26 protein-coding genes are annotated in these 26,212 nt (G+C 72.9%); 11 read left to right on the top strand and 15 right to left on the bottom strand.

Features of this window, described 5'->3' with window-relative positions; all coding sequences use genetic code 11:
• Positions 1 to 10: 10 nt before the first annotated feature.
• The 11 genes from MJ876_RS14970 to MJ876_RS14920 all read right to left on the bottom strand — a co-directional run bounded on the left by MJ876_RS14970 (position 11) and on the right by MJ876_RS14920 (position 12,245).
• A complete protein-coding gene (locus MJ876_RS14970) occupies positions 11 to 925 on the bottom strand; it encodes a PEP/pyruvate-binding domain-containing protein (RefSeq protein WP_240237441.1) in 915 nt (304 codons plus the stop codon).
• Entirely contained in the window at positions 918 to 1,562 is a 645-nt protein-coding gene (locus tag MJ876_RS14965; protein ID WP_240237439.1) for a GntR family transcriptional regulator, read from the bottom strand. The genes MJ876_RS14970 and MJ876_RS14965 overlap by 8 nt, the downstream gene beginning before the upstream one ends.
• Entirely contained in the window at positions 1,559 to 3,286 is a 1,728-nt protein-coding gene (locus tag MJ876_RS14960) for a PEP-utilizing enzyme (protein ID WP_240237437.1), read from the bottom strand. The genes MJ876_RS14965 and MJ876_RS14960 overlap by 4 nt, the downstream gene beginning before the upstream one ends.
• A gap of 445 nt (positions 3,287 to 3,731) precedes the next feature.
• Complete coding sequence (locus MJ876_RS14955; protein WP_240237435.1) at positions 3,732 to 4,412, bottom strand: GntR family transcriptional regulator; 681 nt, start codon at positions 4,410 to 4,412, stop codon at positions 3,732 to 3,734.
• 65 nt (positions 4,413 to 4,477) lie between these two features.
• The gene (locus MJ876_RS14950) at positions 4,478 to 5,395 is read right to left on the bottom strand and encodes a 3-keto-5-aminohexanoate cleavage protein (RefSeq protein WP_240237433.1); all 918 of its coding nucleotides are present in this window, start codon (positions 5,393 to 5,395) and stop codon (positions 4,478 to 4,480) included.
• A gap of 18 nt (positions 5,396 to 5,413) precedes the next feature.
• On the bottom strand, positions 5,414 to 6,076 hold the full coding sequence (locus MJ876_RS14945) for a histidine phosphatase family protein (protein ID WP_240237431.1): 663 nt from the start codon (positions 6,074 to 6,076) through the stop codon (positions 5,414 to 5,416).
• Positions 6,073 to 7,401 (bottom strand): Tm-1-like ATP-binding domain-containing protein, encoded by a 1,329-nt coding sequence (locus MJ876_RS14940; protein ID WP_240237429.1) that lies wholly within the window; start codon positions 7,399 to 7,401, stop codon positions 6,073 to 6,075. The genes MJ876_RS14945 and MJ876_RS14940 overlap by 4 nt, the downstream gene beginning before the upstream one ends.
• 23 nt (positions 7,402 to 7,424) lie before the next feature.
• Complete coding sequence (locus tag MJ876_RS14935) at positions 7,425 to 9,779, bottom strand: xanthine dehydrogenase family protein molybdopterin-binding subunit (RefSeq protein WP_240237427.1); 2,355 nt, start codon at positions 9,777 to 9,779, stop codon at positions 7,425 to 7,427.
• The gene (locus MJ876_RS14930; RefSeq protein ID WP_240237425.1) at positions 9,776 to 10,297 is read right to left on the bottom strand and encodes a (2Fe-2S)-binding protein; all 522 of its coding nucleotides are present in this window, start codon (positions 10,295 to 10,297) and stop codon (positions 9,776 to 9,778) included. The genes MJ876_RS14935 and MJ876_RS14930 overlap by 4 nt, the downstream gene beginning before the upstream one ends.
• Complete coding sequence (locus MJ876_RS14925) at positions 10,294 to 11,127, bottom strand: xanthine dehydrogenase family protein subunit M (RefSeq protein WP_240237423.1); 834 nt, start codon at positions 11,125 to 11,127, stop codon at positions 10,294 to 10,296. The genes MJ876_RS14930 and MJ876_RS14925 overlap by 4 nt, the downstream gene beginning before the upstream one ends.
• A 47-nt stretch (positions 11,128 to 11,174) precedes the next feature.
• Entirely contained in the window at positions 11,175 to 12,245 is a 1,071-nt protein-coding gene (locus MJ876_RS14920; protein WP_240237421.1) for a zinc-binding dehydrogenase, read from the bottom strand.
• 116 nt (positions 12,246 to 12,361) lie between these two features.
• Between MJ876_RS14920 and MJ876_RS14915 the strand changes: the two genes are divergently transcribed.
• The 6 genes from MJ876_RS14915 to MJ876_RS14890 all read left to right on the top strand — a co-directional run bounded on the left by MJ876_RS14915 (position 12,362) and on the right by MJ876_RS14890 (position 18,214).
• Entirely contained in the window at positions 12,362 to 13,321 is a 960-nt protein-coding gene (locus MJ876_RS14915; protein WP_240237419.1) for a cyclase family protein, read from the top strand.
• A gap of 173 nt (positions 13,322 to 13,494) precedes the next feature.
• Complete coding sequence (locus MJ876_RS14910; protein WP_240237417.1) at positions 13,495 to 14,388, top strand: branched-chain amino acid ABC transporter permease; 894 nt, start codon at positions 13,495 to 13,497, stop codon at positions 14,386 to 14,388.
• Between the two features lies 1 nt (position 14,389).
• On the top strand, positions 14,390 to 15,307 hold the full coding sequence (locus MJ876_RS14905) for a branched-chain amino acid ABC transporter permease (RefSeq protein ID WP_240237415.1): 918 nt from the start codon (positions 14,390 to 14,392) through the stop codon (positions 15,305 to 15,307).
• Positions 15,304 to 16,128: an ABC transporter ATP-binding protein gene (locus tag MJ876_RS14900; RefSeq protein WP_240237413.1), complete on the top strand. Its 825-nt coding sequence runs from the start codon at positions 15,304 to 15,306 to the stop codon at positions 16,126 to 16,128. Before MJ876_RS14905 ends, MJ876_RS14900 begins: the two co-directional genes overlap by 4 nt.
• Entirely contained in the window at positions 16,121 to 16,813 is a 693-nt protein-coding gene (locus MJ876_RS14895; protein WP_240237411.1) for an ABC transporter ATP-binding protein, read from the top strand. The genes MJ876_RS14900 and MJ876_RS14895 overlap by 8 nt, the downstream gene beginning before the upstream one ends.
• Positions 16,814 to 16,888: 75 nt before the next feature.
• Positions 16,889 to 18,214, top strand: a complete 1,326-nt coding sequence (locus MJ876_RS14890) for an ABC transporter substrate-binding protein (protein WP_240237408.1) — start codon at positions 16,889 to 16,891, stop codon at positions 18,212 to 18,214.
• Positions 18,215 to 18,477: 263 nt separating this feature from the next.
• Here the strand turns inward: MJ876_RS14890 and MJ876_RS14885 are convergent, their stop codons facing one another.
• Positions 18,478 to 19,233 (bottom strand): IclR family transcriptional regulator, encoded by a 756-nt coding sequence (locus MJ876_RS14885; protein ID WP_240237406.1) that lies wholly within the window; start codon positions 19,231 to 19,233, stop codon positions 18,478 to 18,480.
• A gap of 139 nt (positions 19,234 to 19,372) precedes the next feature.
• Between MJ876_RS14885 and MJ876_RS14880 the strand changes: the two genes are divergently transcribed.
• Together MJ876_RS14880 and MJ876_RS14875 are read left to right on the top strand one after the other, a co-directional pair.
• A complete protein-coding gene (locus MJ876_RS14880) occupies positions 19,373 to 20,155 on the top strand; it encodes a CoA transferase subunit A (protein ID WP_240237404.1) in 783 nt (260 codons plus the stop codon).
• Between the two features lies 1 nt (position 20,156).
• A complete protein-coding gene (locus MJ876_RS14875; RefSeq protein ID WP_240237401.1) occupies positions 20,157 to 20,825 on the top strand; it encodes a 3-oxoacid CoA-transferase subunit B in 669 nt (222 codons plus the stop codon).
• Positions 20,826 to 20,849: 24 nt separating this feature from the next.
• On the opposite strand, the gene MJ876_RS14870 is transcribed toward MJ876_RS14875, so the two are convergent.
• Genes MJ876_RS14870 through pdxS form a run of 3 tightly spaced genes read right to left on the bottom strand, consistent with a single transcriptional unit; the run spans position 20,850 to position 22,699 of the window.
• A complete protein-coding gene (locus MJ876_RS14870) occupies positions 20,850 to 21,182 on the bottom strand; it encodes a TfoX/Sxy family protein (protein WP_240237399.1) in 333 nt (110 codons plus the stop codon).
• Positions 21,157 to 21,792, bottom strand: coding sequence for a pyridoxal 5'-phosphate synthase glutaminase subunit PdxT (gene pdxT / locus MJ876_RS14865; protein WP_240237397.1), 636 nt, complete (start codon positions 21,790 to 21,792; stop codon positions 21,157 to 21,159). Before pdxT ends, MJ876_RS14870 begins: the two co-directional genes overlap by 26 nt.
• Positions 21,793 to 21,799: 7 nt before the next feature.
• Positions 21,800 to 22,699: a pyridoxal 5'-phosphate synthase lyase subunit PdxS gene (pdxS, locus tag MJ876_RS14860; protein ID WP_240237395.1), complete on the bottom strand. Its 900-nt coding sequence runs from the start codon at positions 22,697 to 22,699 to the stop codon at positions 21,800 to 21,802.
• Positions 22,700 to 22,859: 160 nt separating this feature from the next.
• On the opposite strand from pdxS, the gene MJ876_RS14855 reads away from it, so the two are divergent.
• The 3 genes from MJ876_RS14855 to MJ876_RS14845 form a co-directional block, all read left to right on the top strand.
• The gene (locus MJ876_RS14855) at positions 22,860 to 23,921 is read left to right on the top strand and encodes an LLM class flavin-dependent oxidoreductase (RefSeq protein ID WP_240237393.1); all 1,062 of its coding nucleotides are present in this window, start codon (positions 22,860 to 22,862) and stop codon (positions 23,919 to 23,921) included.
• Between the two features lie 58 nt (positions 23,922 to 23,979).
• Complete coding sequence (locus tag MJ876_RS14850; RefSeq protein ID WP_240237391.1) at positions 23,980 to 24,849, top strand: hypothetical protein; 870 nt, start codon at positions 23,980 to 23,982, stop codon at positions 24,847 to 24,849.
• Positions 24,850 to 24,950: 101 nt separating this feature from the next.
• Positions 24,951 to 26,212: Nramp family divalent metal transporter (locus MJ876_RS14845; RefSeq protein WP_240237389.1), on the top strand; the 1,262-nt coding region annotated here is incomplete at its 3' end.

Here is a 26,212-nt window from a genome sequence, read left to right as displayed (position 1 = left end):
GGGCCGTTCCTCACAGCCCCGCGCCCGCGGCATGGCCGCCGGGGTGCGCGCACTGGTGGCCGCCGGTGGCGGCGGCGAGGGTGCCGGACGCGACCGAGGTCGTGATGGGTCGCGACTGCAGCATGTGCAGGCCGCGCTCGTCGTAGGCCCACTCGATGTCCTGCGGGACGCCGTTCAGCTCGGCCAGCCTCAGGCCCATCGCGGCGAGGTCGGCGAGCTCGTCGGCGGAGAGGACCTGCTCGTCGACGATGCGGCTGCGCTTCACGGTCCCCTTGCGGTCGAGCGTGTAGTAGTCGGGCGTCACCTCGCCGGACACGACGTGCTCGCCGATGCCCGGGGCGGCCTCGACCACGAGGCGGTCGCGGCGCCGGTTGACCGGGTCGACGGTGAACATCACGCCGGCCTTGGTGGCGTCGACCATCTGCTGGACGACGACCGCCATGGCGATGTCGTCGAGGTCGCCCTTGTGCTCGCGGTAGAAGACGGCGCGCTCGGAGAAGAAGGACAGCCAGCAGTCGACGACGCGGGTGAGCACCTCCTCGACGGTGGTGACGAACAGGTACGTCTCCTGCTGCCCGGCGTACGACGCGTCCTCGCCGTCCTCGGCGCAGGCCGACGAGCGGACGGCGACCGAGCAGCCCTCGGGCAGCCGGCCCAGGTGCTCCTCGACCAGGGCGCGGGGCGGCTCGGCGGCGGCGACGACGGCGCGGGCGGCGTCGAGGTCCTGGGCGCGCAGGTGGCCGAGGAGCGCGTCGCCGTCCACGGCCGCGGCGAAGGCGGCCGAGGTGATGACGAAGCCGGGCGGCACGGGCAGCCCGTGGGCGGTCATGGTCGCGAGGCTGGCGCCCTTGCCGCCGGCGAGCGCGACCTCGCGGCAGCGCTCGTCGTCGAAGGGCAGGACGGCCTCGTGCGGGGAGTCACTCATCGGGGTCTCCGATCAGGGTGGCGGCGACGTCCTCGATGTGGCGGCGCATCACCTTGGCGGTGAGGTCGGCGTCGCGCTGACGGAGCGCGTCGAGGATCGGCTGGTGGGTGTGGGCGACGGCCACGAGGTCCAGCGGGCTGCGCACGAGCGACACCAGGGTGTAGGCCTCGATGCGCAGCCCGGACCAGGTGTCCAGGAGGACCGCGTTGCCGGCGGTCTCCACGACGAGCTCGTGGAAGCGGGCGTCGTGGGTGAGCAGGCCGTGCTGGTCGCTGCGGCGGGCGGCCTCGAGCATCGCCTGCTGCTCGGCCTCGAGCATGCGCAGGACGTCGTGGTCCACCCGGGGCGCGGCGAGCCGGCCGGCGAGCTCCTCGAGGGCGGCGCGCACCGGGTAGGTCTCGGCGAGCTCCTCGCGGGAGACCCGGCGTACCCGCGCCCCGCGGTAGGGGACCGTCTCGATGAAGCGCATCGCCTCCAGGTCGCGCAGCGCCTCCCGCACCGGGTTCTGGCTGGTGCCCAGCTCCTGGGCGAGGGCGAGCTCGACCACGCGCTGGCCGGGCTGGTAGGTCCCGTCCAGGATGCGCTGGATCACGACCTCCTTGACCTGCTCGCGCAGGACGGACCGGGCGAGGGTCACCCGATCACCTCGACCATGCCGGTGCCGCCGTTGACGCGGACGCGGTCGCCGGTCTGGATCCGCCGGGTCGCGTCGGAGGTGCCGACGACGGCGGGGATCCCGAACTCGCGGGAGACGACGGCCGGGTGCGAGGCCATGCCGCCGGCGTCCGTGACGAGGCCGGAGATCTTCGTGAACAGCACGACCCAGGCGGGGCTGGTCATCCGGCACACGACGATCTCGTCGCGCTCGACCTGGCTGAACTGCTCGGGCGACAGGACGACGCGCGCCGTGCCCTCGACGACCCCGGTGGAGGCGGGCAGGCCGAGGACCTGGCCCTCGACGTCCGAGGGCTCGCGGGTGACCTTCTCGGGGAACGCCCACAGCGAGAGGTACGGGAAGGCGAGGGCCTCCTCGGTCGCGGTGCCGACCCAGTCGCGGGGCCGGACCTCGAACGCCTCCTCGTGGGCGTCGCGCCGGTCGCCGACGAGCTCCTCGGCGTCGAAGCCGTTGCTGCCGGCCATGAGGACGCGGAGCTCGTTGTACTTCAGGAACATGACGTCGTCCGGCTCGGAGAGCCTGCCGGCCTCGACGAGCTTGCGCCCGATGGCCATGAGGACGAGGCGGACGCGGGCGTTGGTGCCCTGGTCGATGTAGAAGTGGTGGTCGGGGGTCAGCGGGTTCATCCGCAGGCTGAGCTCCAGGGCGGCGCGCAGCTTCTCGAGCTGCTCGCCCTCGACGCCGTCGAGGCACTGGGCCTTGGCGGCCTCCAGGTCCTTGGCGACCGCGTCGATCTCGGCCGGGTAGTCGTAGTCGACCTCGAGGTAGCCGCGGATGGCGTCGACGACGGGCGTGGGGTCCTCGCGCCAGGTCGTGTACGCGAACTCGTGCGCCCACATCGACTTGTAGCCGTAGTCGGCCTGGTAGGCGTCGACCTCCTTGGCGAGGAAGGTGCGGCCCTCCTCCGACGCCTGCAGGTTCGCGATGACGCCGGCGCCGTCGCGGGCGGAGGAGAACGCCTCGGCGACCGGGCCGCCGTCGGCCTTCACGGCCTCCTTGAGCTTGTAGAGCGCCTCGATGGAGTCCCAGTTGCGGTTCTCCGTCGAGGACTGCAGGCGCCCCATCAGCGCGGAGTGGTCGCCCTCGCCCTTCGTCTCGGCGATGACCGCGTTGAGGTTCATGGTCGAGGAGAACTGGCTGAAGTTGAGGACCCAGTGGATCGCCCAGTGACGGTCGTGGACGTCGATCGCGTCCTCGAGCAGGATCGCCAGGTCGACCAGCTCGGCGGCCTCGTGGTCGAAGGTGTCGAGGCGGGCGAAGTTGGTTGTGATCTCGGGGACCAGCCGGTCGCGCCACCAGTCGAGGAAGTTCGCGGCGTACGTCGGGAGCGTCCAGCCCAGGTAGCCGCCGATCGAGCCGGCGTAGTCGGCGTCGACGGGCACGCGGGGGGTGTAGCGGGCGCCGTACTCGGTGGTCTCGGCGGACAGGCCGGGCGTCGCGGGGATCGCGGCGGTGTAGACGTAGCCGTTGATGACCTTGTGGATCCAGTCGGAGGCGAACGGGGTCCCGAAGCGGCGGAACATGTAGTCGCACTTGAGCCACCAGCCGCCGATGTCGGCGTACATCGGGGAGATCGGGTTGGGGATGTGCAGGTCGTCGTGGACCCACAGCAGCTCCTTCTGGCCGTCCTCCCACTCGACGGGGAACGACTCGTCACCGAAGAACGTCTTCACGGGCTCGGACATGTGCGGGACCTCCGGGGGCGTGAGGTGCATCACCTCGCTGATGGATAATCGATAATCCATCAGGTGACCGAGGTCACTGTCAAGGGATCCGCACCGCTAGATCCGCTCAACCCGACAGATCCCGGTGGTCGAGCACGGGACCGGGGTGGTCGAGCGCGTCGAGACCGCCGGAGCCGTTGTGCCGTGGATCCGACGTGCCAGGCGCGTTCGATCCACGGCACAGGCGTCGGAGGAGGTCGGGGCCCGGCGGTCTCGACGCCGTCGTCGCTGGCGCTCCTCCTTGCTCGACCACCTCAGCCCCCGGTGGTTGAGGTGTGACGAGCCCTGGCGAGGAGCCTCGAAACCCGGTGGGGCGGGGTCGGTCCGGTGCGGGGGTTTCGAGGCTCGGTCGCGGGGCGACCTCGCACCTCAACCAGCGGGGCGGGCGCGGACCCGAGGCCCGGGGTCAGTCCGCGGCGGGTGGGTCCGGGTAGTGGCGGCGGAAGAGGGCGCTGACGTTGAGCTGGTGGATGCGGGCGCGCTGCGCGGCGAGGGTGGCGTCGCCCTCGCGGATGGCCGACAGGATCTGCTCGTGCTCGCCCACCACGGCGCCGACGTCGGTGTTGGGCATCGTGAGCGTGATGAAGGTCCGGGCGAAGGGCTCGAGCTGGTCGAAGACCCGGAGCACCGCGGAGTTGTCGGACTGCAGGGCGATGATGCGGTGGAAGCGGGCGTCGGCCTGGGTCATGCGGACGTAGTCGTGCTCGGCGAGCGACTCGGCCATCTCCGTGCAGGCGGTGGCCAGCTGCTCGACGGCCTCGTCGTGCATCAGCGGGGTGGCCAGCTGGGCGGCCATCGCGTCGATCTCGGAGCGGACGAGGCTGACGTCGGCGAGGTCCTTGCTCGTCGGCTGCCGCACGCGGGCGCCGCGTCGCGAGTGGACGGTGACGACGCCGATGCCGGCGAGGTCGCGCAGGGCCTCGCGGACGGGGGACTGGCTGGTCCCCAGCTCCTTGGCGAGCCGCAGCTCGACGATGCGCTCGCCCGGCTCGTAGTGCCCGGCGCGGATGCGGTCGAGGATGACGCGCTTGATCGTCGCCGACAGCAGCTCGCCGCCGACGGCGACCGCGTCGCCGGTCTCGCCCATCGCATCCCCCCACCTCAGCCGAGCCGCGGGAGGCGGAGGTGCCGCCCGAGGACCCTGCACGGTCGTCACGGGGCCTCGTCCGCGTCGCGGAGGGCCAGCCGTCGTCGGGCCTCCTGCGGTGTGGCGATGTCACGGTGCAGCGCGGACGCGATCGTACGCACCCGATCGACCTGCGCCCGGCTGGAGGTCGCGAGTCGCCCGGGTCCGTCCCACAGCGAGTCCTCCAGACCGACGCGCGCGTTCCCCCCGAGCGAGAGCGCGATCGCCGCGGTCCGGGTCTGGGCCGCGCCCGCGCCGAGCACCGACCACTCGATGTCGTCGCCCAGCAGCCGGATCGCCGTCCGGCGCATGTGGAGCAGGTCCTCGACGTCCGCCCCGATCCCGCCGAGCAGGCCGACGACCGTCTGGACGAACAGGGGTCCCTGCACCAGGCCGCGGTCCCGCATGTGGGCCAGGTTGTAGAGGTGCGAGGTGTCGTAGCACTCGAACTCGAAGCGGGTGCCCTGGTCGCCGCACGTCCGCAGGATCCGCTCGATGTCGGCGAACGTGTTCTTGAAGACGAGGTCCTTGTTGCCGAGGTGCGTCCGCTCCCACTCGTGGCGCAGGTCGGTGAACCGGTCGAGCATCGGGTAGAGCCCGAAGTTCATCGTCCCCATGTTGAGCGAGGCGAGCTCCGGGGCGAGCTGGACGGCGGGCGCCACCCGCTCCTCCACCGTCATGTGCGGGCTGCCGCCGGTGGTCAGGTTGACGACCACGTCGGAGGCGTCGGCGATCCGGGCGAGGAGGTCGCGGAACAGGCCGACGTCCTGGACCGGGTGGCCGTCCTCGGGGTCCCGCACGTGCAGGTGGACGATCGCCGCCCCTCCCTCGGCCGCCTCGAGGGCCGCGGTCGCGATCTCCTCCACGGTCACGGGCAGGTACGGCGACATGGACGGCGTGTGGATGGCGCCGGTCGGGGCGCAGGTGAGGATGGCGGTCTGCACGGGCGGGTCTCCTGGTCCTCAGGCGCCGGGCGGCGTGAAGCGGCGGACGCCGGGCTGGCCGCCGGCGGGGTCGGTGATCTCGTAGCCGGCGACGTACGGCGGCTCGCCGGGGTCGCCGCCCTCGGCGCGCAGCGCGACAGCCCGCAGCACGGGGCTGTGCGTCACCGCGACGACGGTCCGGCCGCGCCAGCCCGGCACGTCGGTGAGGCTCGCGGCGAAGGCGGCGACGCGGTCGGCCACCTGGGCGGCGGTGTCGCCTGGCGGCGCCGCGTGAGCGACCCACCAGCCCACCCGGTCGGGGTGCGACAGCCACGTCGAGAAGAAGCCGCTCGCGGTCACGTCGTCCGGGGTCGCCGACGCGGTCTGCGTCGCGAACGCCTCCGGGCTGCTGACCATCGTCACGCGCTCGCCGGCCAGGTAGAGGTCGGGGTTGCGCAGCGCGAAGGCGTCCCGCGGCTCCGGCGGCGAGTTCTCGTCGCGAGCCTCCCGCCAGCCCGCGACGAGGGCCTCCGCGGTCTCCCGGGTGCGCCGGGTCCCGCCGTACAGGACCTGGACGGGGACGTCGCCCTCCGCGCTCAGCCACGCCCCCACCTCGCGGGCACGCGCGGCGCCGGCCTCGGTGATGGGGACGTCGCCGCGGTGGCCGTCGACCTCGGCGTGACGCAGCAGCAGCAGCCTCACGCGGGCGCCGCGGCGGGGCTGACCGAGGCGGCCGCCGCGGTCGCGCCGGCCCGGGCGTCCGCCGAGCCGTGCGCGGCGTCCCAGCGGGCGAGGAACAGACCGAGGACGGCGTCCGCGAACTCCGGGTCGTTGATGTTGGCGTCCATCTCGACGCGCTCGACCGAGGGGTCGAGATGTGTCCGGATCGCCTCCACCAGCGGGGTGTAGTCGACCCCGTGCCACTGGCTGCCCTCGCGGAAGTAGTTGTCGAGGCCGCCGAGCGGCACGGCGACGGCCTTGGGGCCGGGGGCGCGGTTGACGTGGTCGGCGAGGTACTCGCCGAGGCGCGCCAGCTCGGAGGGCGTCGCGAGCAGGGAGGTGATGTTCGGGTTGTGCACCAGCACGTTGCGCTCGGGCACGTTGAACTCGGCCGGGATCGTCTCGGTGGCGCCGAAGTTGAAGCACTCCATCGCGCCGGGGGCGACGACCATCGGGATGCTCGTGCGGGTCGCGGCGGTCATCCGCTCGCAGCCGGGGTCGAAGATCCCGTGGTTCCAGTGGTTGATGACCTCGGGCAGCGTGTAGTCGATGAGGCCGTCGATGGCCCCGGTGTCGATGAGGTGCTCCATGCCGGCGCCCTCGCCGACGGCGTGGAAGGTGACGACCTCGAAGCCGCGGTCCTCGAGCTGCTCGCGGATCCGCATCACGCCCGGCGTGGTGACGCCGAACATCGAGATGGCCACGAGCGGCTTGTCGCCGAGGGCGAGCGCGCGGGTCGAGGCGCGGCCCCTGGCCATGCCGGCGACGGCGTGGGCGGCGTTGCCGAGCACGAGCTTGGAGATGCGGTTGAGGCCGGCGATGTCGGTGACCGCGTTGGCCATCATGAGGTCCGAGTGGCCGACGTACGGGCGCGTGTTGTTGGAGGCCATCGTCGACACGATCATCTTGGGGAAGCCCATGTCGAGGTCGCGGACGGCGGCGCTCAGCAGGTCGGTGCCGCCGGTGCCCCCCAGGCCCAGGACGGCGTCGATCCGGCCGTCGCCGACCAGCTCGGACAGCAACACCCGCAGGCCCTCGCCCATGGTCCCGACGGCGTGGACGCGCCCTCCGGCGCCCTCCCGGCCGGTGGCCAGGTCGGCCAGCTCGACCCCGGCGCGGCGAGCCACCTCGGACGCGCTCACGTCGGGCGCGAAGGCGGGCTCGCCGAGCACGCCGCAGTCGACGACGAGGACGTCGACCCCGGCCTCGAGCAGGCGCTCCTTCACGTAGGCGTACTCGGCGCCCTTGGTGTCGAGCGTCCCGGCGAGGCAGACGACGGGGGTCCTGGCGGCGGTGGTGTCGGACATGTGGGTCCTCCGGTGGTGTGGGGTCAGTCGGTCTGGTCGTGCAGCGCGCGCCAGACCCGCTCGGGCGTGATCGGGAGGTCGCGCAGGACGACGCCGGCGGCGTCGGTGACGGCGGCCCCGAGGGCGCCGGCGGTGCAGAGGAGGGCGCCCTCGCTGATGCCCTTGGACCCGTAGGGCCCGGGGCCGTCGGCGTTGGCGACCGCGGCGGTGACGAGCTCGACGGGCACGTCCTTGAAGGTGGGGATGCGGTAGTCGAGGGCGCCGAGGTTGCGGATGACGCCGTCCTCACCGACGAGCAGCTGCTCCATCTGGCTGTGGCCCAGGCCCATGATCGAGGCGCCCTCGTCCTGGGAGACGACCTGCAGCGGGTTGAGCTCGGTGCCGACGTCGCTGACGGAGACGTGCTTGAGCAGCAGCAGCTCGCCGGTGTCGGTGTCGACCTCGACCTCGATGGCGGTGCAGTTGAACTCGTAGAACGCGGCGTCGCCGCCGAGGGGGTGGGCGCTGCGGCCCCGCATCCGGGAGGTCCCGCGACCGACGAACTCCCCGCGCAGGGAGCCGAGCGCGATCCGCGCGGCCTCGGGCAGGGGCAGCTCGCCCTCCGGGGTGAGCAGGACGCCGGGGCCCTCGCCGAGCAGCTCGACGGGCGTCTCGGTCGCCTCGGCGAACAGCTCGAGCACCTGCGCGCGGATGTCGCGGCACGCGGCGAGCACGGCGTTGCCCATGAAGACCGTCGACCGGCTGGCGGAGGTCTGCAGGTCGAAGGGGACGCGGTCGGTGTCGCCGGAGACGACCGACACCGCGTCGAGACCCACGCCGAGCTCGTCCGCGAGGATCTGCTGCCACAGCGTCCGCGCGCCCTGGCCCATGTCGGAGGTCCCGGCGTACGCCAGCGCGCTGCCGTCGTACAGCAGGCGCACGAGGCTCTGCGAGAGGCCCGAGGTGGCGCCCGGCTTGATGGCGACGGCGATGCCCACGCCCCGTCCGGGCGGGCGCGGCGCGTCGTGGTCGATCAGCGCGGCGGCCTTCTCCAGGCTCTCGAGCCAGTCGCCGTCGGACGGCGCGGGGCACTCGCCGCGCACGAACGCCTCACCGCGGCCGATGAGGTTGCGGCGGCGGATCTCGAGCCCGCTCAGGCCGAGGGCCCGGGCGGCGGCGTCCATCTGTGACTCCGTGGCCCAGGCGACCTGCGGGCAGCCGAAGCCGCGGAAGGCGGTGCTGGGCGTGGTGTTCGACAACACGGCGCGCGCATCGATGCGGACGGCGGGGATCCGGTAGGGCCCGGCGCCGACGTAGCTGCCCTTCGACATCACCCGCGGGGCGACGTCGGCGTACGCGCCGATGAGGTAGTCGGCCCGGAGCTCGTGGGTGAGCACCGTGCCGTCGCTCGCGAACCCCGTGCGCGCGTGGATGCGGCAGGCGGCGCGGCGCATCATCGCGAACGTGTCCTCGAGGCTGTGCACGAGCCGGCAGGTGCGTCCGGTGCGCAGCGCGAGGAAGGCCATGAGCGGCTCGTAGCGCGGGTTCTGCTTGCCGCCGAACCCGCCTCCCGGGTCCGGTGCGAGCACGCGGACCTTCGTCAGCGGCAGGTCGAGGACCTTCGCGAGCACCCGCTGCAGCAGGTAGGGGTGCTGCACCGGTGAGTACACCTCCACCCCGCCGTCGGCGGTCGGGACGACGACGGTCCCGCCCGGCTCGATGGGGAAGTGGGTGACCATCGGGAAGGAGTAGGTGTTCTCGACCACGACGTCCGCCCGTGCGGACTCGGCCTCGAGGTCGCCCCACGCGTAGTGGGCGTCGTCGAGGACGTTGCTGTCCGCCGCCGGCCCGGACGCCGGGCGCACCGAGGGGTGGTGGACCAGCGGTGCGTCGGGGGCGAGCGCCGCCTCGAGCGTGTACACGCCGGGCAGCGGCTCGTGGTGGACGACGACCGCGCGGGAGGCGGCGCGGGCCTGGTCGACGGTCTCCGCGAGGACGACGGCGGCCGGCTCGCCGTGGAAGACGACCTCGCCGTCCGCGATCACCGGGCGGTCCTGGTGGGAGATCCCGAACCGCGGCACCGGCTGGGGCAGGTCGTCGGCGGTGAGGACGGCCACGACGCCCGGCAGGGCGAGCGCGGCGGAGGTGTCGATCGCGGTGATGCGGGCCCTCGCGACGGGCAGGGTCACGAAGGCGACCTGGGCGGCGTCGGGGAAGGGGAGGTCGGCGACGTACTGCTGGGCGCCGGTGGCGCGCTCGGCGCCGCCGTAGCGCAGGACGCCGCTGCCGACGGCCCGGCCGGTCCCGGCGACGCCGTCGTCGTGGGGGTCGGCCTCGCGGTGGGCGCCGTGGTCCCGGACCGGGGCCGCGGGGGCGGGGCGGGGCGGGGCCTCGGTCATGCGCCGGCCCTCCGCTCGGCGGTGGCGTGGACGGCGCAGACGATGCGCTCGTAGCTGGCGCAGCGGCACAGGTTGCCCGACATGCCCTCGCGGATCTCGGCGGTGCTGGGGGTGGGGTTCGCGCGCAGCAGGCACTCGGCGGCGACGACCTGGCCGGGGATGCAGAACCCGCACTGGACGGCGCCGGCGGCGAGGAACTCCTCCTGGAGGTCGCTCAACTCGCCGGGCTGCGGGGCGAGGCCCTCGACGGTGGTGACCTCGCGGCCCTCGGCCTCGACGGCGAGCACCAGGCAGCTGGTGACGGGGTGGCCGTCGAGGATCACGGTGCAGGCGCCGCACTCGCCCTCGGCGCAGCAGGTCTTCGACCCGGTGAGCGCGAGCTGGTCGCGCAGCGCCTCGAGCAGGGTGCGGTGCGCCGGCACGCTCATCGTGCGGTGCTCGCCGTTGACCGTGGTCGACACGGTGACGGCGGGGTCCTCGTGGTCCGGGGACGGCCCGGTGGCGGCGAACGTGGTCATGCGGCCTCCTCGTCGCGGCGGCGGGCGGCCGTGTCCAGGGCGCGGCGGGCGAGGACCCGCAGCATCGCCCGGCGGTAGTCGCTGCCGGCGCGGACGTCGTCGATGGGGGTGGCGGCGGCGACGAGGTGCTCGACCGCCGCCGCGGTGGACTCGTGGTCGCCGAGGCGGGTGCGGGCGACGAGGGGGCGCGGTCCGACCGCGCCCATGCCGAGCGCGACGTCGTCGTCCGGGCCGAGGACGGCGGCGATGCTCACCGTGCCCAGGTCGACGCCGCGGCGGCGGGTGATGCGCTGGAAGGCGGAGCCGCTGCCGGGCCGGGGCCGGGGCAGGTGCAGCGCGGTGACGAGCTCGTCCGGTCCGCAGGCGGTGCGGCGGGGGCCGAGGAAGAAGTCGTCCAGGCCGACGGTGCGCTCGCCGGCGGGTCCGGCGATCGTCACCGTGGCGCCCAGCGCCAGCAGCACCGGTGCGGTGTCGGCGCCGGGGGAGGCGTTGCAGGAGTTGCCGACCAGGCTGGCGCGGTTGCGGATCGCCACCGAGCCGACGGTCAGTGCCGCTTCCACGAGGGCGACGTGGCGCCGCCGTACCTCCTCGAGCTCGGCGAGCCGGCCCATCGTGGCGGTCGGCCCGACCACGATCGCGTCGTCGGTGACGCGGACCGGCTCGTCGAAGTCGTCGACGCGCTTGATGTCGACGACGACGGCCGGCTCGACCGTGCGGTGGCGCAGCGCGACGAGCAGGTCGGTGCCGCCGGCGAGGACCTTCGCCCCGGCGCCGTGCTCCGCGAGCAGCCCCAGCGCCTCGTCGGCGCTGCGGGGGCTGGTGTAGCGCATCGGACCTCCTGCTCGGCTCGGTGGACGGGTGGGTGGGTGGTGCCGGGTCAGGGGTTGACGACGATCTTCATCGCGCCGCTGGCGCGGTCGTTGAAGGTGGCCAGGGCCTTGTGGTACTCGCTGAGGGCGAAGGTGTGGGTGACGAGCTCGGACGCCCGGATGCGACCGTCGGCCACGAAGGGCAGCACCCGGCGCATCTCCCCGGCGGAGGCCCGCGAGCCGACGAGCTCGAGCTCGTCGAGGACGAGCGACTGGCAGGAGAGGGCGACGTCCTGCGTGGGGATGCCGACCATTGCGCAGCGTCCGCCGCGGCGCAGCATGGCCATCGCCCACTGGAGGGTCTGCGGCACCCCGGCGCACTCGAGGACGACGTCGGCGCCGCGGCCGCCGGTCAGGCGGCGGACCTCCCCGGCGGGGTCGTCGGTGGCGCGGGTGTCGACGGTCTCGTAGCCCCAACCGTCGGCGAACTCGAGGCGGCTGCCCCGCCCGACCACGATGACGCGGGCGGCGCCGCAGACGCGGGCGGACTCGGCGGCGAGCAGGCCGATCGCCCCGGCGCCGGTGACGGCGACCGTGTCGCCGGCCTGGATGCCGCCGCGCCGCGCCACGTGCAGGGCGATGCTGGCGGGGTCGACGATCGAGGCGACGTCGTACGACATCTCGTCGGGGATCGCGAACACGCACTTCACCGAGTGGACGGCGTACGTCGCGTCGACGCCGGTGACGTTGTGGCCGTACTGCGCGTGCAGGCCGGGGACGCCGTAGTTCTCGCAGAGGTTGTAGTGGCCCTCGACGCACTTCTGGCACGCACCGCACGCGTTGTGGCTGGTCCCGCAGACGCGGTCGCCGACGGAGAACCCGTACGCCTCGGCGCCGGGTCCGAGCGCGACGACCTCGCCCGCCCACTCGTGGCCCGGGGTGAACGGGAACGCCGGGGGCCAGAAACCCGGGTAGTCGCCGTTGATCAGGTGGGCGTCGGTGCCGCAGATCGAGACCGAGCGCACGCGGGCGAGCACCTCGTCGCGGCCCGGCTCCGGGACCGGGATGCGGCTGATCTCGAGCTCCCCGGGTGCCGTGACGACCACGGCCTCCATGAGGCCGTCGGACGTGTCGACCATGTCGCAGCCCCTCTCACGCGTCCTTTGACGCGAGACGCCTTTAATCGATAATCGAAATGTAACCAGCGTCACGTAGCCCGTCAACGACCATCTCGGATCGCCAGGAGGCACCCACCATGGACCAGGCCGCCGCACCCCACCAGACCCCCGAGGGCGGGGACGTCCCCGCCGACGGCCCCACCGCCTGGGAGGTCGACCCGGAGCGGGGGCCGGCCGCCCGGCAGCGCCCGGCCGACCTGCTCGCCGCGCTGAGGATCCCGACCCAGGGGCGGCGCTACACGCTGTCGGTCCCGCGGTTCACGGGCATGCCGGTGTTCGGCGCCCACCCGCCGTTCGTCGTCTCGATGTACCGCACACCCGCGGGGCTGCGGGGCGACGGGATGCAGCCCTGGGGGCCGGTCAACGACGTCGGGCTGGGCTACATGGCCGAGGTCGTCTCCGGCACGTCGCACAGCGGCGCCCACGTCGACGCCCTGGCGCACATGACCATCGGCGACGACGACCACTGGTACGGCGGCGTGTCCGCCACGACGCACCTCGGCGACCACGGCCCGACGCTCGGCGACGCAGCCAAGCTGCCCGACTTCATGACCCGCGGACTGCTGCTCGACGTGCCCGGTTATCGCGGCGTGACGGCCCTCCCGGCCCACGACCCGGTGACCGCCGAGGAGCTGCAGGCCGTGTGCGCGCACCAGGGGGTGGAGGTGCGGCCGGGCGACGTCGTCCTGGTGCGGACCGGCTACCTGTCGGAGTGGCCCGACCCGGAGCGCATGGCCGCCCACCGCACCGCGGGGCCCGACGTCACGGCCGCCCGGTGGCTGATGGAGGCGGGTGCCGTGGCAGTCGGCAGCGACACCGAGACCTTCGAGGTGCAGCCCGCCCCCGACCCCGGTGTGCCCGCGAACCCGCAGCCGGTGCACACCCTGCTGCTGATCGAGAACGGGATCTACCTGTTCGAGTCCATCTACCTCGAGGACCTCGCGCGCGACGGCGTCCACGAGTTCCTCTTCCTCGCGCTGCCGGCCCGGGTGAGGGGCGCGACCGGCTCGATGCTCGACCCCGTCGCGATCGTCTGAGGGCGCCCGGGCGTCGTCCGGCTCGACGCGTCGACCGCTGAGCAAATCTTGAGGCCGCCAGGTGTGGTGCGGCTCACACAGACTTTGCTAGGTTCCAGCGATCATCGATAATCGAGAGGAGGACGCATGAGTCTCCCGCTCCCCGGGCCGGACGCGCTCGGCGGTCCGACGAGGTGATCGACCTCGTCCTGATCGGGCTGATCGAGGCTGCGCCGCTGGTGCTCGCGGCCATCGGCTTCACGCTGATCTACTACCTGAACGGCTTCATCAACGTGGCCTACGCCGAGACGATGACGTCCGGTGCGTACTTCGCGGTCCTGCTCAACGTCACGCTGGGCCTGAACTTCTACGTCGCGATCCTTCCGGCGGCGGTGATGGCCGGGCTGCTCAGCGTCGCGACGTACCTCTGCGTCTTCCGCCCCGCCCAGCGCCGCGGCGTCGGCCAGGTCGAGATGATCGTGCTGTCCGTCGGCCTGTCGTTCCTGCTGCGCCACACCCTGCGGGTCGTCTTCGGCGTCGAGCTCTACCTGTTCGACCTGCGCGACCCGTCGTACTTCTCGATCCTCGGCACCGGCGTCACCAGCGCCCAGCTGTGGGCCCTCGCTCTCGTCGCCGTGATGGTGACCGGCGCCTACCTCATGACCTACCGGTCGAGGTACGGCCAGATGATGCGGGCGCTCGCCAACAACCGCGACCTCGCCGTCGCCAGCGGCATCGACCCGACGAAGGCGTCCGTGCTCGTGTGGTTCGTGGCCGGCGTCGCCGGCGGCCTCGCCGGGATCTTCATCGGCGTCTTCAGCTTCGTGGACTACCAGCTCGGCTGGAACCTCGTGCTGGTGGTCGTGATGGTCGCGATCGTCGGCGGCATCGGCAACGTGCGCGGCGCTCTCGTCGCGGGCGCCGCCGCCGGCGTGGTGACCGCCCTGCTGACCCGGCTCACCGAGCCGCTCTACGCGCAGGTGCTGCTGCTGGCGCTGTTCATCCTCGTGCTCCGCGTGAAGGGCAGCCGCAGGGCCGGCCCCAGCCGTACGACGTCCGGCCTGCGCGCGCTGGTGGGGAGGGGCTGACGTGGACGCCCTGATCTTCCCGCTGTCGACCCTCGCGATCATCGTCTGCCTGGGGGCGCTGCTGCACCTGCAGTTCGGCCAGGCCGGCATCGTCAACTTCGGCGTCGTCGGGTTCTCCGGCCTCGGCATGTACCTCACCGCGATCCTCGTCATCGAGGCCGAGCAGCCCTTCGGGCTCGCCCTGGTGATCGCGACCGTCGTCACGGGCCTCGTCGCCGCCGCCCTCGGCTGGCTCATCCTCGACCTCGACAACGAGGCGGTGCTCGTCGCCACCCTGGCCTTCGCCACGATCGTGTGGCACCTCTCCACCACCGAGGACCAGCTCACCGGTGGCGTCGTCGGCCTCGGCACCGTGCCGCTGCCGTTCGACCTCGGCGACTACCGCGCCACGACCCTCGCCTACCTCGGGGTGCTCGTCGCCATCGCTGCCGCGCTCGTCCTCTACGCCCGCCAGGTCAGCCGGGTGCCCTACGGCCGCCTGATCCGCAGCATCCAGGACAACGAGCCCCTCGCCCGCAGCCTCGGCAAGCCGACGTTCCGCCACAAGGTCGTCTTCTTCGCCGTCACCTGCGCGCTGATGGGCACCATCGGCGGCCTCGACGCCGCCGTCCAGCAGTTCCTGGTGCCGCGGCTGCTCCTGGCCGACACGACCTTCGTGGTGTGGATCGCCCTGATCCTCGGCGGCCGCACCCGGGTGCTCGGCGCGTTCTTCGGCGCGCTCCTCACCGTCGGGTTGTTCGACATCGTCGTCGAGCAGTACGTGGAGGTGCCCCGCGAGTACAGCCTCCTGCTGCCCGACCTGCAGCTGATGGCCTTCGGCATGGTCCTGATGCTCGTCATCCTGTTCCGCCCCGCCGGCCTCCTCGGGGACGGCCGCAAGCGACGCGCCCCGGGCGCCGCGAAGGGAGCCTCCGCATGAGTGCCGCACCCACGAGGACCGACAGCACGCCCCCGGCGGCGCTGCCGGCCCGCACCGGCGAGCCGGTGCTGACCCTGACCGACGTCACCAAGAGGTACGGCGGCCGCACGGTCGTCGACGTCCCGCGCCTCGAGCTCGGACGCCACGGCATCGAGGGCCTGATCGGCCCGAACGGCGCCGGCAAGACGACCCTGATGAAGCTGGTGACCCAGGCCGTCGCGCCCACCACCGGGACCGTCGTCCACCACGCGGCGGACGGCGGCGAGCGTCGGCTGTCCGGCATGAGCGCCGACGCGGTCGCCCGGATGGGTGTGGTGAAGTCGAACCAGGTCATCCAGGACTTCGACAGCCTGACCATCCGCGAGTCGATGCTGCTCGCCCTGGCGGCGTCGCGCCGTGAGCGCTTCTTCTCGCTGTTCGGGGAGCGGGCCTTCCGGCGGGAGTCGGAGGCCACCATCGACACCTACCTCGAGCGGTTCGGTTTCGCCGACCCCGACGGCCACGCCGGGTCGGCGGGGGAGAAGAAGCTGCTCGACATCGTCCGCTGCCTGCTGCTGCGCCCGTCCTTCCTGCTGCTCGACGAGCCGACCGCGGGCCTGCCGCAGGCGGAGACCGACAAGGTCATGGAGCTGGTGCGCGAGCGCACCGCCGCCGGGGAGATGTCGGTGCTGATCATCGAGCACGACCTCGACCTGATCTGGGACACCTGCGCCCACGTCCACTTCATGGCGGAGGGCCAGGTGGTGCTCCAGGGCACCCCCGCCGAGGTCCGCGCCGACGCCACGCTCGCCGAGAAGTACCTGGGGACCAGCCATGTTTGAGTGCGACGCGATCAGCAGCGGCTACGGCGAGGTCACCGTCCTGCACGACGTGTCCTTCACCGTCGGGGCGGAGGTGTTCGCCGTCCTGGGCGCCAACGGCGCCGGCAAGAGCACGCTGATGAAGACCATCGCCCGGCTCCTGCCGCTCAGCGGCGGGTCGATGCGCCTCGACGGCACGGACGTCGGCGCGTGGGCCCCGCACCGGTTCGCCGCCGCCGGCATGGCCTACGTGCCCCAGGAGGCCAACGTCTTCCCCGACCTCACCGTCGCCGAGAACCTGGCGATCGGCGGGATGATCGGCAAGCGCCCACGGGCCGAGCGGCTTGCCGAGGTCATGGACCTCTTCCCCCAGCTCTCCGCCCGGTACGACCAGAGCGCGGGCACCCTCAGCGGCGGTGAGGCCCAGATGGTCGCCGTCGGCCGCGCTCTCATGCAGGACCCGCAGCTGCTGCTGCTCGACGAGCCCACCGCGGGCCTGTCCCCGAAGTACGTCGACGAGCTCTTCTCCACCATCAAGAAGATCCAGACCGAGCGCGGCATCGGAGTCCTGCTCGCCGAGCAGAACGCCGGCAAGACCCTGGCGATCGCCGACCGCGCACTCATCCTCAACCTCGGACGCGTCTTCCTCGTCGAGGAGGCCTCCCGGGTCGACGACACCACCCTCAAGCAGGGCTACCGGCTGTGACCCCCCACTGGCCGGACCCCGCGCCCCACCCCGCGCCCCACCCTCAGAACCCCACCCTCAGAAAAGAGCATCGTCATGACCCAGCGCACCTCGGCGCGGCGCCTCGGCGCCGTCGCCGCCGCCGCCACCCTCGGCCTGTCCCTCACCTCCTGCGCCAGCGGCAGCTCGTCCGCCGGCAGCGGCGCGTGCGCGTCGGAGGACGGGCCGCTCGCCGTCGGCCACCTCAACTACTACACGGGCGCGTTCGCGGACGTCGGCCCCTTCTTCGAGGGGATCGTCGACCTGTTCGCCGAGGAGGTCATCAACGCCGACCCGCCTCTCGGGCGCGAGTGGGAGGTCGTCCACGACGACATCGGCACCGTGGGCGAGGCCTCGGTGGCCCGCAACTTCCTCCAGCGGGAGCAGGTCGACATCCTGCTGAACCCCGCCCACGAGTACGGCTCCTACCGCGAGTTCATGCTGCAGCAGCAGGAGCAGAACGACGGCCCGTTGATGCCGTCGGTGCACGGGGGCTCCATCGAGGCCGCGATCGGCGGCACCGCCGACGAGCCCCTGTTCCGCGGCTCGCCGATGGACACGGCGCAGGCCGTCGCCGCCGTCCTGCAGGCCCAGGAGGAGGGGGCGCAGACCATCGCGGTCGTCGCGACCCAGATCGCCGGCAGCCAGCTGCAGAAGGACGCCGCGGTCGCCGCCGCCGAGGAGCTCGGGATGGACGTCGTCGAGGTGCTCGACGTCCAGCCCGAGCAGCCGTCGTACCGCAGCACGATCAGCACGCTCGAGTCCGCCGACCCCGACGCCCTCATGCTGTTCAGCCAGGCCGAGGACGGCGGCACGATGGTGAAGCAGGCGGCCGAGGCCGGCCTGTCGCTCTACATCGTCGGCAGCTCGGAGTGGCTGCAGGAGTCGTTCCCGCGCGCCGCCACCATGGGCGCGATCGAGCAGCACCAGGCGGTCCTGACCGCGGCGACCACCCAGGTCGAGGGCCCCGCGTTCGACTTCCTGAAGCCACTGTGGGAGTCCTCGGAGTACGCCGAGCTCGGCGACGCCCAGAACTCCTACGTGCTGCAGTACTACGACCTCATGGTCACCACCGCGCTCGCCATCGAGCAGGCCGGCAGCGCCTGCGCGAGCGACTGGACCGAGGCGATGTACGAGGTCTCCGGCGACGGCGGGACGAAGGTGAGCACCTACGAGGAGGGCATCGCCGCCATCCGCGACGGCGAGGACATCGACTACGAGGGCGTCACCGGCAGCTACGACTACACCGAGACCGGCATCGTCTCCGGCACCTTCGGTGCCTACGAGTGGGCCTCGGAGACCGAGCTGGAGCTCGTGAACTCCCTCGACGGCGGCGAGGTCGCCGAGATCGACGAGGTCGTCACCCGCGAGCTCGCCGAGTAACCCCCGAACCGCACCCCGGCCCCCGGCGTCCCCCGCACGGGGGCCGGGGTGCGTTCCACCGTCGCACGCAGGTCGAGGTGCGACGAGCGCCGGCGGTTGAGGTGCGACGAGCCCTGGCGAGGAGCCTCGAAACCCGGTGACCGGATGGTCGGTGTCTCGCCGGGTTTCGAGGCTCGCTGCGCTCGCACCTCAACCAGCGGCGAGGGCGCTCGCACCTCAACCAGCGGTGAGAGCGCCCGCACCTCGGTCGCCGGATGCGGTGCTCAGCGGCGCAGGCGCTGGGTGAGGTCGTGGGCCTCGCGGAGCAGCAGATCGCCGTACGTCGCGCGGCGGGCGGGGCCGAAGCGGGAGGCGACGCCGGTGAGCGACAGCGCCCAGGCGGGGGAGCCGTCCGCGTCGAACACCGCCGCGCCCATGCCCCAGCTGCCCTCGACGAGCAGGCCGGGGTTGACGGCGTACCCGGCACGGCGGGCGGCGCGGACCCGCTTCTCCACGCCCGCCCGGTCGTGGGCGGCGCCGAACTCCACGGAGAGGTCGACGCCGTCGAGGTACGCCGAGCGCTGCTGCGCCGGGAGGTGGGCGAGGATCACGAGCCCCGCCGACGCCACCCCGAGCGGGAAGCGGATGCCCTCGTGCAGGACGTGGCTGCGGATGGGGAAGCTCCCGTCCTGCTGGGCGAGGCACACGGTCTCCTCCCCGCGGCGGGCGGACAGGAACGCGCTCTCGCCCGTCGCCTCCGCCAAGCGCGCGAGGGCGGGCCGCGCGAGGCCGACGACGTCGTACCGGCGGGCTGCGGCGCGCCCCAGCAGCCAGAGCTCGGGGCCGAGTCGCCAGCGGCCGTCGTCCCCACGCTCGACGAGACCCTCCGCAGCGAGGTCGCCGAGCAACCGGTGGGCGGTCGGGCGGGGGAGGTCGCCGGCGAGCCCGGCCTGCGTCGTGGTGAGGCCGTCGGGCTCGCCGCTCGCCAGCGCACGGAGCAGGCCGGCGGTGCGACCGACGACGTGCGCGGGAGAGTCCACGGCCACGACACTAGCGTCCGTTGAGCGGACGTCCGCGTCCGCCGGGGTCCGCCGACCGGAAGGTCGCACACGGTCTCGTTGACCGCCGTCGGTGACGTGGACCACGCTCGGGGCACACGAGACGAGAGGGAGGACGAGCGTGGACAAGCTGGTGGCGAGCGCCGCCGAGGCCGTGGCCGACATCGGCTCCGGGTCGCGGCTGGCGGTCGGTGGGTTCGGGCTGTGCGGTGTGCCGTCGGTGCTGATCGAGGCGCTGCTGGAGCAGGGCGCGGACGACCTCGAGGCGGTGTCGAACAACTGCGGGGTCGACGAGTGGGGCCTCGGCCGCCTGCTCATGCAGGGCCGGCTGCGCCGCATGATCAGCTCGTACGTCGGGGAGAACAAGGAGTTCGCCCGCCAGTACCTCTCCGGTGAGCTCGAGGTCGAGCTCACCCCGCAGGGCACGCTCGCCGAGCGGATGCGCGCCGGCGGCTCCGGCATCCCGGCCTTCTACACCGCCACCGGCGTCGGCACCCAGATCGCCGAGGGCGGCCTGCCCTGGCGGTACGACGCCGACGGCGCCGTCGTCGTCGCCTCGCCGCCGAAGGAGGTCCGCGTCTTCGCGACCGCCGAGGGCGACAAGCAGTACGTGCTCGAGGAGGCGATCGTCGCCGACTTCGGCCTCGTGCGCGCCTGGCGGGGCGACCGCCACGGCAACCTCGTCTACCGCGACTCCGCGCAGAACTTCAACCCGCTCGCCGCGATGTGCGGGCGGACGACCATCGCCGAGGTCGAGGAGCTCGTCGAGCCCGGCGAGCTCGACCCCAACAGCATCCACACCCCGGGCGTCTACGTGCAGCGCGTCGTCGCGCTCACGCCCGAGCAGGCCGCCGACAAGCGGATCGAGAAGAAGACCGTGCGCGAGCGCGGAGAGGGGGCCTGACATGGCGTGGGACAGGGACCAGATGGCCGCGCGGGCGGCGTCCGAGCTCACCGACGGCTCCTACGTGAACCTCGGCATCGGCCTGCCGACGCTCGTGCCGAACCACGTGCCGGACGGCGTCGAGCTGGTGCTGCAGTCGGAGAACGGGATCCTCGGCGTCGGCCCCTACCCGTACGACGGCGACGAGGACCCCGACCTCATCAACGCCGGCAAGGAGACGGTCACCCTGCGCGACGGCGCGTCGTTCTTCGACTCCGCCACGTCGTTCGGGATGATCCGCGGCGGCAAGATCGACGCCGCGATCCTCGGCGCGATGCAGGTCTCGGCGGCCGGCGACATCGCCAACTGGATGATCCCCGGCAAGATGGTCAAGGGCATGGGCGGCGCGATGGACCTCGTCCACGGTGCCAAGCGGGTCATCGTCCTGATGGAGCACACCGCGAAGGACGGCTCCCACAAGATCGTCGGCGAGTGCATGCTGCCGTTCACCGGCAAGCGCGTCGTGCAGCGGATCATCACCGACCTCGGCGTTATCGACGTCATCGACCCGGCGACCGGCGAGGTCGCCCCGTCGGGGACGACGGGCGACCGCGCGCTCAGGCTCGTCGAGCTGGCCGACGGGGTCAGCGAGGAGCAGATCCGCGAGGCGACGGGCGTCGAGCTGGTCTGACGCCCTCGGGAAGCAGGTCCCTCCTCAGGTCTTGGGCGGGAGCGCCGCGGCGACGGACTCGCCGCGGCGCACCCACGCCTCGAGGTCGTCGTCGTCCGCCAGCAGACCCGGGGCGACGACCATCCACGTCCGCGACGTCCGACCGGCCATCTCCATCGGCTCGACGCCCTCGATCGCGGCGAGCACGTCGGCGTCCTCGCGCTCGACGCGCACGAGCAGCCCGGTGCCACGCCCCGAGACGCAGACGGCCATGTGGCCGCCGTCCAGGAGGAACCCCAGGCCGCCGAACATCGAGCGCTCGCGCGCGCCGGGGAGCAGGACGCGGACCCGGTCAGCCAGCGCTTCGTCGTACGCCATGGCGGGAGTCTGCCCCCGCCACCACGTCGAGGAACAGACCGTGCAGCCGGTGGTCGCCCGTGAGCTCGGGGTGGAACGCCGAGGCCATGAGCCGGCCCTGCCTCACCAGGACGGGCCGCTGCTCGCCGTCCACCTCGACGGCGGCGAGGACGTCGACGTCCCCGCCGGCCTTCTCGACCCAGGGCGCGCGGATGAAGACCGCGTGCACCGGCTCGGCGAGGCCGACGACGTCGAGGTCGGTCTCGAAGGAGTCGACCTGGCGACCGAAGGCGTTGCGGCGGCAGGTGACGTCGAGCCCGCCGAGCGTCCGCTGCCCCGGGGCGCCGTCCACGAGTCGGTCGGAGAGCAGGATCATCCCGGCGCAGGATCCGTAGACGGGCAGGCCGCCCGCGATCGCTGCGCGCAGCGGCTCGTCGAGGCCGACGCGGCGCAGCAGGAGGTCCATGGCCGTCGACTCCCCGCCGGGCAGGACGAGTCCGTCGAGGCCGTCGAGCTCCGCGGGCCGCCGCACGGTGCGGGTGCGGGCGCCGCTCGCGGTCAGTGCGGCGACGTGCTCGGCGACGGCCCCCTGCAGGGCGAGGACGCCGACGAGCGGGGCGTCCTGGCTCACCAGGAGGTCACCAGCCGCGGTCGGCGAGGCGGTGCGAGACCGGGATCTCGTCGACGTTGATGCCGACCATGGCCTCGCCGAGGCCGCGCGAGACCTTCGCGATGACGTCGGGGTCGTCGTGGAACGTGGTGGCCTGCACGATCGCGGCCGCGCGGGCGACGGGGTCGCCGGAGCGGAAGATGCCGGAGCCCACGAACACGCCGTCCGCGCCGAGCTGCATCATCATCGCCGCGTCGGCCGGGGTCGCGATGCCGCCGGCGGTGAACAGGACGACGGGGAGCTTGCCGGTGCGGGCGACCTCGGCGACGAGGTCGTACGGCGCACCGAGCTCCTTCGCGGCCACGTGCAGCTCCTCGGCCGGGGTGGCGGAGAGGCGCGCGATCTGGGAGCGGATGGTCCGCATGTGGGTGGTCGCGTTGGAGACGTCACCGGTGCCGGCCTCGCCCTTCGACCGGATCATCGCCGCGCCCTCGCTCAGGCGGCGCAGCGCCTCGCCGAGGTCGGTGGCGCCGCAGACGAACGGCACCCGGAAGCCGGCCTTGTCGATGTGGTGGGCGTAGTCGGCCGGGGTCAGGACCTCCGACTCGTCGATGTAGTCCACCCCGAGGCTCTGCAGCACCTGGGCCTCGACGAAGTGGCCGATGCGCGCCTTCGCCATGACCGGGATCGAGACGGCCTCGATGATGCCCTCGATCATGTCCGGGTCGCTCATGCGGACGACGCCGCCCTGGGCGCGGATGTCGGCGGGCACGCGCTCGAGGGCCATGACGGCCACGGCGCCGGCGTCCTCGGCGACCTTCGCCTGCTCGGGGGTGACGACGTCCATGATCACGCCGCCCTTGAGCATCTCGGCGAGGCCTCGCTTGACGCGGGAGGTGCTGGTCTCGGTGCCGGTCTCGGTGCTCATGCCTCCAAGGATGCGGGAGGAACGGGCGGGGTCCCAAGTCCGGGCGGACCTCTGTGGTCGCTCCCACCTTCAGGGACCGGTCGGCGGGTCGGTTCGACGCCGTCCGTCGACCTAGTTACCGTAGTGGGTTAGTACGATTAATTCCGACGGAAGGCAGCCCGTGGTCGACGAGGTGCTCTGGTACATCCCGAACGAGGCCGAGGCCGGCCACCGCGGTGACGACACCGTCGAGGGGCACAACAGCCTGCCGCGCCTCGCGAAGCTCGCGCGGGGCGTCGAGGACGCCGGGTGGGGCGGTGCGCTCATCGGCACCGGCTGGCGTCGTCCGGACACGTTCACGGTCGGCACGGCGCTCGCGGCGGCGACCACCACCTTCCAGCCGCTGATCGCGATCCGGCCCGGCTACTGGCAGCCCGCCCACTTCGCGGCATCGGCGGCGACGCTGGACCACCTGTCCGGCGGCCGGGTGCTCGTCAACGTCGTGTCGGGCCAGGACCACCAGGCCGAGTACGGCGACGACGAGGGCGACCAGGCCCAGCGCTACGGGCGCACCAAGGAGTTCATGCGCCTGGTCCGGCGGCTGTGGACCGAGGAGTCGGTCACCCACACCGGGGAGCACTACCGGACCGAGGGCGCCACCACCGCGATGCGGCCCGTCGTCCGGGAGGGACGCCCGCACCCGCGCCTGTACTTCGGTGGCGCCTCGGACGCCGCCGCCCGCGTGGGCGCGACCGAGGCCGACGTCCAGCTGTTCTGGGGCGAGCCGCTGGACGGCGTGGCCGAGCGGGTGGCGAACCTCCGCCGCCTCGAGGCCGAGCTCGAGCGGGACCTGCCGCCGCTGCAGTTCGGGCTGCGCATCACCACCGTCGTCCGCGAGACCCGCGAGGAGGCCTGGGCCGAGGCCGAGTCCCGCGTGGAGCGGATGGCGAAGGGTCCCGCGGAGTTCGCCCGCGATCCGCGCCGCGACCAGGCCCACGGCCAGCAGCGCCTCGTCGACCTCGCCGCCCGCGGCGACGTCCTCGACGAGTGCCTGTACGTCGCCCCCGCCCGCCACGGCGGCGGCGGCGCCGGCAGCACCTGGCTCGTCGGATCCGCCGAGGACGTCGCGAAGGCCCTCGGCCGGTACGGCGACCTCGGCATCACCCACTTCATCCTCTCGGACACGCCGTACGAGCGGGAGGTCGAGCGCATCGGCCGCCTGCTGCTGCCGCGCCTGCGCTGACGCGCCGGCCTGTGGAGAGGCGCCGACGCAGTCGGCGCCCGACAGCGACCCTGGTCGGGTGACCCCGGCCGAGATCGTCGCCTTCCTCGGAGGCACGGCACGTGCCGACCAGCTCCGCGGCAGGGTCGGGCGTAGGGCGCTGCGGGAGGCCGTGTCGTCCGGCGCCCTCGACGACCTCGGTCACGGCCGCTACGGCCTGCCCAGCATCAGCGAGACGCACCGGAAGCAGGTGCTGCTGTCGGGGACCATCGGCTGCCTGTCGGCGGCGGTCGAGCACGGGTGGCCCGTGCTGAACCCACCCGACCGCCCGTGGATCGCGGTGCCGCCCAAGCGTCGGGTCGACGCACGCCGGCGACGGGGCGTGAATCTGATGTGGGCGGACGTCGAGGGCACCGTGACCTCGCCCCTGCGCACGGTCCTCGACTGCCTGGTCCGGTTGCCGGCCGTCGAGTCGTTGACGGTCGCGGACTCCGCCCTGCGTCTCGGCGTGGTCGACCCCGACGAGCTCCGCCACGCGGCCGACCAGGTGCGCGGGCCCGGCTCCCCGGCAGCTCGTCGGCTCGCCCGAGCGGCCAGCGGCCTGTCGATGAGCCCCCTGGAGTCCGCCCTGCGGGCCCTCCTCCTCGACCTCCCGGGGCTCGACCTGCGGCCTCAGGTCGAGCTGACCGTCGACGGGATGACCGTGCACCCGGACCTGTTCGACGAGCGTCTCGGCATCGTCGTCGAGGCGGAGGGCTGGCTGTACCACGGCAACCCGGAGCAGTTCGCCCTCGACCTCGAGAGGTACACGTGCATGGCGGTCGTCCCGCTCACCGTGCTCCGCTTCGGCCACCACCACGTCACAGCCAGGCCGGACTGGGTGCGCGCCTGCGTCGACAGTGCACGGAGGACAGGAGAGATGCGGCGCAGATGCCGCACCTGCGCCTGATCTCGAGGATCTCTCCTGTCCTCCGTGCTCGCTCGCGCCGCTGAGGCGGGGGCGCTGACATAGTGGGGCGCCATCCGTACCGCCGATCGGGAGGCGTCCCCATGGCCAGCACCGACAGGAACGACGGCACCGTCGAGGAGGCGCCGCCGCGCTGGAAGGTGGTCGGGCCCGGCCTGGTCGTCGCCGCGACCGGCGTGGGCGCGGCCGACCTGGTCGCGACCGCGGTGGCGGGGTCGATGTACGGCTACGCGCTGCTGTGGGTCGCGGTCCTCGGCTCGGTGATCAAGGTCGTCCTCGTGGAGGGCGCGGGCCGCTACTCGCTGGCGACCGGGCGCACGATCTTCGAGGGCTGGCGCAGCCTCGGGAGGTGGACGACGTTCTACTTCGCGCCGTACATCATGATCTGGGGCTTCGTGTACGGCGCGACAGCGATGTCGTCGTCCGCGCTGCCGGTGGTCGCGCTGTTCCCGTCGCTGAACCTCAGCGCCGTCGCCGTCGTCACCGGTCTGCTGGGGCTGGCGATGGTGTGGTTCGGGACCTACCACTCGTTCGAGAAGATCATGGCGGCCCTGATCGGGATCATGTTCGTCGCCGTCATGGGCGCCGCGATCCTGACGCTGCCGAACCTCGGCGAGGTGCTCACCGGCCTCGTGCCGACCCTGCCGGACGGCTCCATCGTCTACGCCCTCACCGTCATGGGCGGCGTCGGCGGCACGATCACGCTGGCGGCGTACGGCTACTGGCTGCGTGAGAAGGGCTGGTCGACCCCGCGGTTCATGCGGATCATGCGTCTCGACAACGGGGCGGCGTACGCGATGACCGGCCTCTTCGTCGTCGCCATGCTGGTCGTCGGCGCGGAGCTGCTGTACTCCGCCGGCATCGCCATCGACACCGGTGACCAGGGGCTCATCCAGATCGGCGACGTCCTCACCGAGCGGTACGGCGAGGTGTACGGCGTCGTGTTCCTGGTCGGGTTCTTCGCCGCGTCGTTCAGCTCGCTGATCGGCGTGTGGAGCGGCGTCAGCCTGATGTTCGCCGACTTCATCGGCAACCTGCGCGGCCTGCGCTCGGGTCACCCCGACACCCGCACCGGCGGGAAGTACTTCCGGCTCTACCTGCTCTGGCTGACCTTCCCGCCGATGCTGCTCCTGCTGCTCGGCCAGCCCGTCGGCCTGATCCTCGCGTACGGCGTGCTCGGCGCCTTCTTCATGCCGTTCCTGGCGGTGACGCTGCTGATCCTGCTGAACCGCAAGGGCGCCGGGAAGGAGGTCCCGCTCAACGAGCCGGACCCGTCGATCGCCCCCGCGGGGGGCCCCCCGGGGGGGCCCGACGGCCACGTGCCCCCGCCGGGGCGCAACCGCTG

The sequence above is a fragment of the Nocardioides sp. CFH 31398 genome (assembly GCF_022436705.1).
Lineage (GTDB): Bacteria > Actinomycetota > Actinomycetes > Propionibacteriales > Nocardioidaceae > Nocardioides.
This window is presented reverse-complemented; position numbering and strand designations above follow the sequence as displayed.